Below are 230 nucleotides of genomic sequence, written 5' to 3'. Positions count from 1 at the left end.
CGCACGCTGGCCCAGTTCAAGACCGGTGACGTGTCGGTGCTCGTCGCCACCAACGTCGCCGCGCGCGGTATCCACGTCGACAACCTCGACCTCGTGGTGAACGTGGACCCGCCGACCGACCACAAGGACTACCTGCACCGCGGCGGCCGCACCGCCCGGGCCGGCGAGTCCGGCAGCGTCGTCACCCTCGTCACGCCCAACCAGCGCCGCGAGATGAGCCGCCTCATGAT

1 protein-coding gene is annotated in these 230 nt (G+C 70.4%); it reads left to right on the top strand.

Annotated elements, in window-relative coordinates:
• On the top strand, nucleotides 1-230 hold a 230-nt coding region (locus N4G70_RS36995), incomplete at both ends, for a helicase-related protein (protein ID WP_261717171.1).

Origin of the sequence: Streptomyces sp. ASQP_92 (genome assembly GCF_025399895.1) — a bacterium.
GTDB lineage: Bacteria > Actinomycetota > Actinomycetes > Streptomycetales > Streptomycetaceae > Streptomyces.
Note: the sequence above shows the minus strand (reverse complement) of the source record. Positions and strands in the feature narration are given on the sequence as shown.